We start from the raw sequence: 5,986 nt of genomic DNA, 5'->3' as shown, positions 1-5,986 counted from the left end.
ATTATGATATTAATAATCTCTATTTTTTAAAAAAAAGAAGAAGATTTATATTTTTTAAAGCCTTTTCTAATAGTTTAAATGAAGATATTATGATAAAAATTAATAAGAAGGATTTTAACGATATTAGAGTCATGTGTAAAGAAAATAAATGGACGGAATTGGGATCTTATAAATGGAGATAATCCCAGATGCTGCGCGAAGGAGCGATAAAGATTAGTGCTAACGCACAAATCCTTTCGTGTGGCGAGTATGAGTAATAAACATTAAATAGAAAAGCTACTTTACATTAGTATGTAAGGTAGCTTTCGATACAGTTTTCACGAAAGGAAAAGCTAAGAATCCCTGAAGTTTGTATTTTTGAGTTGCTATGAAACTTGCTATGCCCGCACACTATTTTGGAAAATTTGAAAGATGTTTTTGTTCTTATCAAAGGCTCAATAGGTTGTTTTTTACTAAGAAAATACATAAATGCACTTACCAAGTACGTGAAAAAGACCCTGAAACTGGTAAAGAAGCGTTTCAATTACGTTTATGGGATGCCAGAATTGGAAGGTGGTTGACTACCGATCCTAAAGGACAATCGGATATCAAGCCTTTAACAGGTGGAGGAGGAAAAACAATAAATGGTGTTACTTATAAATGGGAAATAAAATTGACTGGGCAAAAATGGAGTACATGGTGTTTATGGGAATATGACAAAATATAAAGGACAAGATGTTTATTATTTTGATAAAGGCAAAAAGAAATAGAAGTTATGTTAGATGAACTTTATAATGATAGCCAAAAAATAGGATTAAAAAAGTTTTTGGAAAAGTATATTATACATTTTGGAGAACAACAAAACGAAAATGTTTACCTATTAAATAATATCTATGATGACGATGGTTTAGAGGATAAAGAAAAGTCCTTTTTAGTAGATTTAAGAAATGATTTTAAAATCATTGATGTATGTGTTCAAAAGAAAATATTTGATGATTTTATCAATGTTATAATTGATGTTACTTATGGAAATGTTTTTCAATCTACGCAAACACCATTTATTTTAGATAGTTGTTTTTTTAGATTATTTTTCGATTTATCTAATGAAAAAGTAATTGATAAAGAGCCATACAATATTGAAACATATTACACTTCTGCATTTTCAGATGACTTAAATGAATCAGTTTAAAAGCTTCCAAACGGTAGCTTTTTGCTTTAAGAAGCCTAAGTTTTTTTGGTTTTGTGGTAGCTTATGGCCATATCTATAAGGTCATGTAATTTAGCTTTTTCTTAGCCATAGTCATGTCAATAAGTTTTAATTCAGTATTATTTTGATCTTTACTCGTTTGTAACCAGCACCGTTGGTAATATGAATAAAAATATACTGAGAAGTATAGCTTGTTAAGTTTAATGTGTCTGTAAGTCAACAGCCCGTGCACTAATGATTAATAAAAAATAGAAATCTCCACACCAATGTTTTCGTTCCTGGTATGAGTACTTCCTTCTAACAGTAATAAATATAACAGCTACTTTACATGAGGCTGTGAGGTAGTATTTTTTACGCAGTTCGTAGGAAAAAACAGGACAAGTTTCTTTAAAAATCCGTATATTTGAGTCGCTGTGAAAAATTGCTATGCCCGCACACTATTTTAGAAAATTAGAAAGATATAAGGATGACATAAATATGGTTATTCAGGATATGTTAGAGTGAATACAAGCACAGAATTAGATGTACTTGCAAGAGATGCTGTAGTAGCTGTTCCGAGAAAATCTCGTCATTGGCAAACTCCAACATGAAACACATTTTATAAGGCTAATTGGGTAGACGGTAAAATAATCATAAAACCAGTTATTGCCGCTATAGCAGTTATAAAATATAATCAAGTGATAATGGTTGCAAAACAAGACAGTAAATATGTAATACCAAAGGCAGGTAATGTACCGCCACTTGGAAGGTTTAAGTATTAGAATGAAAAATTTAGTAGTATTATTTTTATTTATTTTGACTGTTTCTTGTTCAGAGAGTACAAAACAGACGATTGCTATTGCGAAAAAAGATGGTGGCATTAAATCCAGAGAGCAAAGTAAAGATGACGTTTCATTCGACTCAAAAAGTCTTAAAACCTTTTGGAAGGAATTTAAAGATAGTTTAAAGAATGGAAATACTGAATACGTTTCAGGAGTCATGAATTATTCTATACGCGGTATTTATCCTGTTATATTCAAGTATTCACATGATTGTGATACTATAAGTTATGACAAAAATTCAGAAAAGTTTATTAACTTAAGTATTAGTAAAAAGAATTTTAGTAAGTATTATGATTTTGTTTTTTCTGATGTTCTGAAAGAAATTATTTATCAAACTGACTATAGAGATTTAATTAAGAGAGGAACTAGGAATAATAAAATTACGGGATTATCTTATTCATTCCATGCAAAAGAATATAAAGTACCAGTAAAATGTAGTAATGATCATTGTATAATTTTTCATTTTTTATTTAAAGATTCTAGGTGGAAAATTACAATAGGAGGTTTATAACACTCCAAACGCTCGATGCCGCACGAATGAGCGATAAAGATTAATGCTCCTGCATGAATCCTTTCGTGTGCCGAGTAAGAGTAAGCAAAACAACAAAAAATATAAAACCCCGATAGCGCGGACTTGTAGTCCGTGCCCTCTAAGAGTAAGCAAATATGCACTTACCAAGTACGTGAAAAAGACCCTGAAACTGGGAAGGAAGCGTTTCAATTAAGGCTTTGGGATGCTAGAATTGGTAGGTGGTTAACTACGGATCCAAAGTATGATGGATATTCATCTTAGTGGGGTATGAATAATAATCTGAATACTATTGTAGATCTTGAAGGAGGAAGTGGTGAAAAAGCTGATGAGATATTTAAATTACAAGAGGACGGCATAATTAAAATAATCGAGAGTATAGATGATAATTTTAATGTATTGATTGATAAAGATGATGTCCACATAGGTCAAAAAAATAAAGGAATTTAATCAGATGGTTTAAATATTGGAGAAAATGGTTTGTTTCTTGATGTTTTAACTAAAGAATATTTTCAATCAGATATGAAATTTACATTGGATTTATTATGGTAGAAAAGGAAGTAGATGGTTTTAATTTTGAAGACCCTTCCAATTTTAATGATATTTATATAACTCCATAGTAAGGAAGTTTCATACACACCCTAATTTAGCACATCTCGGTTATGATAATGCTAAACCTTTAGTGGATATATAAATTTCACTATAAGAGTTAAAGTTTTAGATTTGGTTTTAGGAGAATGGGTTGATACAGAGTTTATTAAAGTAAATGGTAATATGAAATATGGGATTAATGAATAGTTTTATTGTTTATCTGTTCTTTTATAGTTTTATGTCTTGTGTCAGTTTAAATGATACATCTAATCACAAGTTACGAGAGCTTATTAAAGTAAATGCAGAAAAGTATATTGAGAGTATGAGCAAAGAGTTAGATTCCCCTCTATACATTAGTGCTCTTCTCGTAGAGAATAACGAATCAAAATATTATGAAGTTTCTCTCTATGTATCTGATATTTTATTAAAAGAAGATGAAATTCCTTTCGATTTTTCAATTTATAACTGTAAAGGCAAAAATGTCATCTATTATTATAAAGATGGAATTACATTAACACCAGAGAAAAGAGTGCAGATTATTAAGCGCTTAAAAGAAGAAAACCTTATTAGGAACAACAGTATAATCTTAAAAAACGAAAATACTTATAGGTTAAATGATTTTATATCTTGGAATTTATTTATTTGTAAAGATGATTTAGAAACGATAGAAATAATTAAATCTCCTTATGTTTTAGATAAAAGTCAAAAACCTAAAAAACTATGTTCAGGTAAAACAATAGATTAATTTCTATAAAAACTGTAGAGGTTAGTAAAAGTTTGGAGTTGTTTATGGTATTCGGACAGGTTCAATGTAACAGTTTGGTTTGAGAGAATATGAGAGAAAAACAATTGGAATTTTGAAAAAATCTACAGTTAAGCCCTTCTAACTTGGAGAAGCTTACACTCTTGGTGTTATAGGTTTAGAGAATTCAAATATGAAGCTAGTTAATGTTCATGAATACCTACATAAAAACACAACTTATTACCTCTATAGAATAGCTAAAGATGGTACTTTTGTGAGTGCAGGTTTAAAGCTCCATTATATATGATTTCAAGTGATGTTTATGTTTTTTTAAATTCAATTGACATAGGTAAGATAAATAGTTTTTTTAGAACTTATCTGTCTGATTTTATGCCAAGTGATGACTTTTTTGAATACCCCAAATATGGAACTCCGATAATGTATGAAACGGACATTTATGAAGAAATGTTAGCGTATATTGTAGGTAATAAAAAAGATTATACATTCTATTTTGATACTGAAAATAGTAAAAGTCCATACAAACAGTCCGTTTTGAGAATAAATAACGATAATAGTATGTTATTAGGGGTGTCGGTGGACTCGAGTATTGAACAAAAAATAATTGAATTTCTAAAAAAGGAGTTTAATACTGATGATGTTTTTGTTACTTATAACATTCCGCCCATAACATCTAAAGAAGATATTTTAAAAGCTTTATCGCGCCCCGATACCGCGCTAATGAGCAATGAAGAATAAGGTTCCCGTACGAATCCTTTCATGTGGAGAGTTCGAGTAATAAACTATAAATATAAAAGCCACTTTACATTAAGTTGTGAGGTAGTTTTTTTTATACAATTAGCACGAAAGAACAAGCTAAGAATCTCTGAAAATTCGTATTTTTGAGCTGTTATGAAAATTGCTATGCCTGTATTACCAACCAACTGCTGAAAACATAAGAGCTACCCTAATTATTCATGAGGCATGAGTTCATTGAATTTGGAGATTCGAATTCGATGCATAGATTTGCATAATAGGCGACTATGAATAGTAACTTTTGGAACCGTACTACAGATAACTACAAGAATCATGTTAGAAACGCTTTTAAAGCGTATTTTGATGCCGAGAGCTCCCAAATGTTAAATGAAATAATTATCTGTGGTAAAAAATGATTCATTATGAAAATTAAATTATTATTCCTAATGTTTGTTTTTTTTATATCATGTTCTACTAAAAGTAAGAATAAGTTTAAAAAAAGCAAAATTGAAAATTATGATACTATTTCTATAGTTTATTATGGTAATCTGAAAAATAAAGTAATTGATAAGCAAATTATTAACTTTTACAAAAAAACATCTTTTATTAAATTTAATATAGGAGGGGTAATTGATTCTACATCAGAAGATAAAAAGATTAGAAAATTAAAAAAGTTTCTTTTTTCACTCAAGCCTCAGCAATTACTAAATCAATATTGGGATAGTACTAGTAACGGTTTAGTTAGGCGCATTTATTTTATCAATAGTGGTTTTATTAAAGAAGTTAGAATTATTGGTTATCCTAAAGGTTTACCTAATGATTCTTTAATTATTGTAAGTGATAAGCTTCTAAAAATTATTTGTAATGATAAAAATGATAATTGCTCCACATCTTGACAGCAATCTTTAACGTAATAGTAAGTTTTAAAAGGAATTTAATTAAGTAACGAATATAATACTATTAGCCAATTGCAATGGCAAAACGAGAAGTTATAAAAACTATCTTAATCTAGTAATTGAGGTAGTTTTTTTATGCAGTTAGCACGAAAAAGCAAGCCAAGTCTCCTTGATAATCCGTATTTTTGAGCTGCTATGAAAATTGCTATATCCGCACAAAATTTTAGAAAATTTGGAAGATGTTTCTATTCTTATCAAAAACCAAACAGGTTCTTATTTACTAAGAAAATACATAAATGCACTTACCAAGTACGAAAAAAAGACCCAGAGACAGGGAAAGAAGCTTTTCAGTTTCCATTATGGGATGCTAGATTGGTAGGTGGTTAATGACAGACCCTGCTGGGCAATACCATTCTCCTTATTTAGGGATGGGTAATAGTCCGGTTAATGGAATAGATTTTGACGGAG

8 protein-coding genes are annotated in these 5,986 nt (G+C 29.8%); all 8 read left to right on the top strand.

Annotated elements, in window-relative coordinates:
• A partial coding sequence (locus ACXAG7_RS19820; protein ID WP_476667909.1) for a hypothetical protein occupies positions 1-182 on the top strand: 182 nt, incomplete at its 5' end.
• A 185-nt stretch (positions 183-367) separates the two neighbouring features.
• Positions 368-706, top strand: a complete 339-nt coding sequence (locus ACXAG7_RS19815; RefSeq protein ID WP_476667908.1) for a hypothetical protein — start codon at positions 368-370, stop codon at positions 704-706.
• 48 nt (positions 707-754) lie between these two features.
• Entirely contained in the window at positions 755-1,168 is a 414-nt protein-coding gene (locus ACXAG7_RS19810) for a hypothetical protein (protein WP_476667907.1), read from the top strand.
• Between the two features lie 780 nt (positions 1,169-1,948).
• A complete protein-coding gene (locus ACXAG7_RS19805) occupies positions 1,949-2,518 on the top strand; it encodes a hypothetical protein (RefSeq protein WP_476667906.1) in 570 nt (189 codons plus the stop codon).
• A gap of 288 nt (positions 2,519-2,806) precedes the next feature.
• A complete protein-coding gene (locus ACXAG7_RS19800) occupies positions 2,807-2,986 on the top strand; it encodes a hypothetical protein (RefSeq protein ID WP_476667905.1) in 180 nt (59 codons plus the stop codon).
• A 340-nt stretch (positions 2,987-3,326) separates the two neighbouring features.
• Positions 3,327-3,872: a hypothetical protein gene (locus ACXAG7_RS19795; protein WP_476667904.1), complete on the top strand. Its 546-nt coding sequence runs from the start codon at positions 3,327-3,329 to the stop codon at positions 3,870-3,872.
• Positions 3,873-4,172: 300 nt separating this feature from the next.
• Positions 4,173-4,625 (top strand): hypothetical protein, encoded by a 453-nt coding sequence (locus ACXAG7_RS19790; RefSeq protein WP_476667903.1) that lies wholly within the window; start codon positions 4,173-4,175, stop codon positions 4,623-4,625.
• A gap of 419 nt (positions 4,626-5,044) precedes the next feature.
• Positions 5,045-5,518, top strand: a complete 474-nt coding sequence (locus ACXAG7_RS19785; protein ID WP_476667902.1) for a hypothetical protein — start codon at positions 5,045-5,047, stop codon at positions 5,516-5,518.
• The last annotated feature ends 468 nt before the right edge of the window (positions 5,519-5,986 follow it).

This window comes from Tenacibaculum sp. AWR4_210 (assembly GCF_056160945.1).
This window is presented reverse-complemented; position numbering and strand designations above follow the sequence as displayed.

Excerpts from the sequence above, each read along its gene's own strand:
- ACXAG7_RS19815 (WP_476667908.1), top strand. The coding sequence starts at position 368 with ATGAAACTTGCTATGCCCGCACACTATTTTGGAAAATTTGAAAGATGT.
- ACXAG7_RS19810 (WP_476667907.1), top strand. The coding sequence starts at position 755 with ATGTTAGATGAACTTTATAATGATAGCCAAAAAATAGGATTAAAAAAG.
- ACXAG7_RS19805 (WP_476667906.1), top strand. The coding sequence starts at position 1,949 with ATGAAAAATTTAGTAGTATTATTTTTATTTATTTTGACTGTTTCTTGT.
- ACXAG7_RS19800 (WP_476667905.1), top strand. The coding sequence starts at position 2,807 with ATGAATAATAATCTGAATACTATTGTAGATCTTGAAGGAGGAAGTGGT.
- ACXAG7_RS19795 (WP_476667904.1), top strand. The coding sequence starts at position 3,327 with ATGAATAGTTTTATTGTTTATCTGTTCTTTTATAGTTTTATGTCTTGT.
- ACXAG7_RS19790 (WP_476667903.1), top strand. The coding sequence starts at position 4,173 with ATGATTTCAAGTGATGTTTATGTTTTTTTAAATTCAATTGACATAGGT.
- ACXAG7_RS19785 (WP_476667902.1), top strand. The coding sequence starts at position 5,045 with ATGAAAATTAAATTATTATTCCTAATGTTTGTTTTTTTTATATCATGT.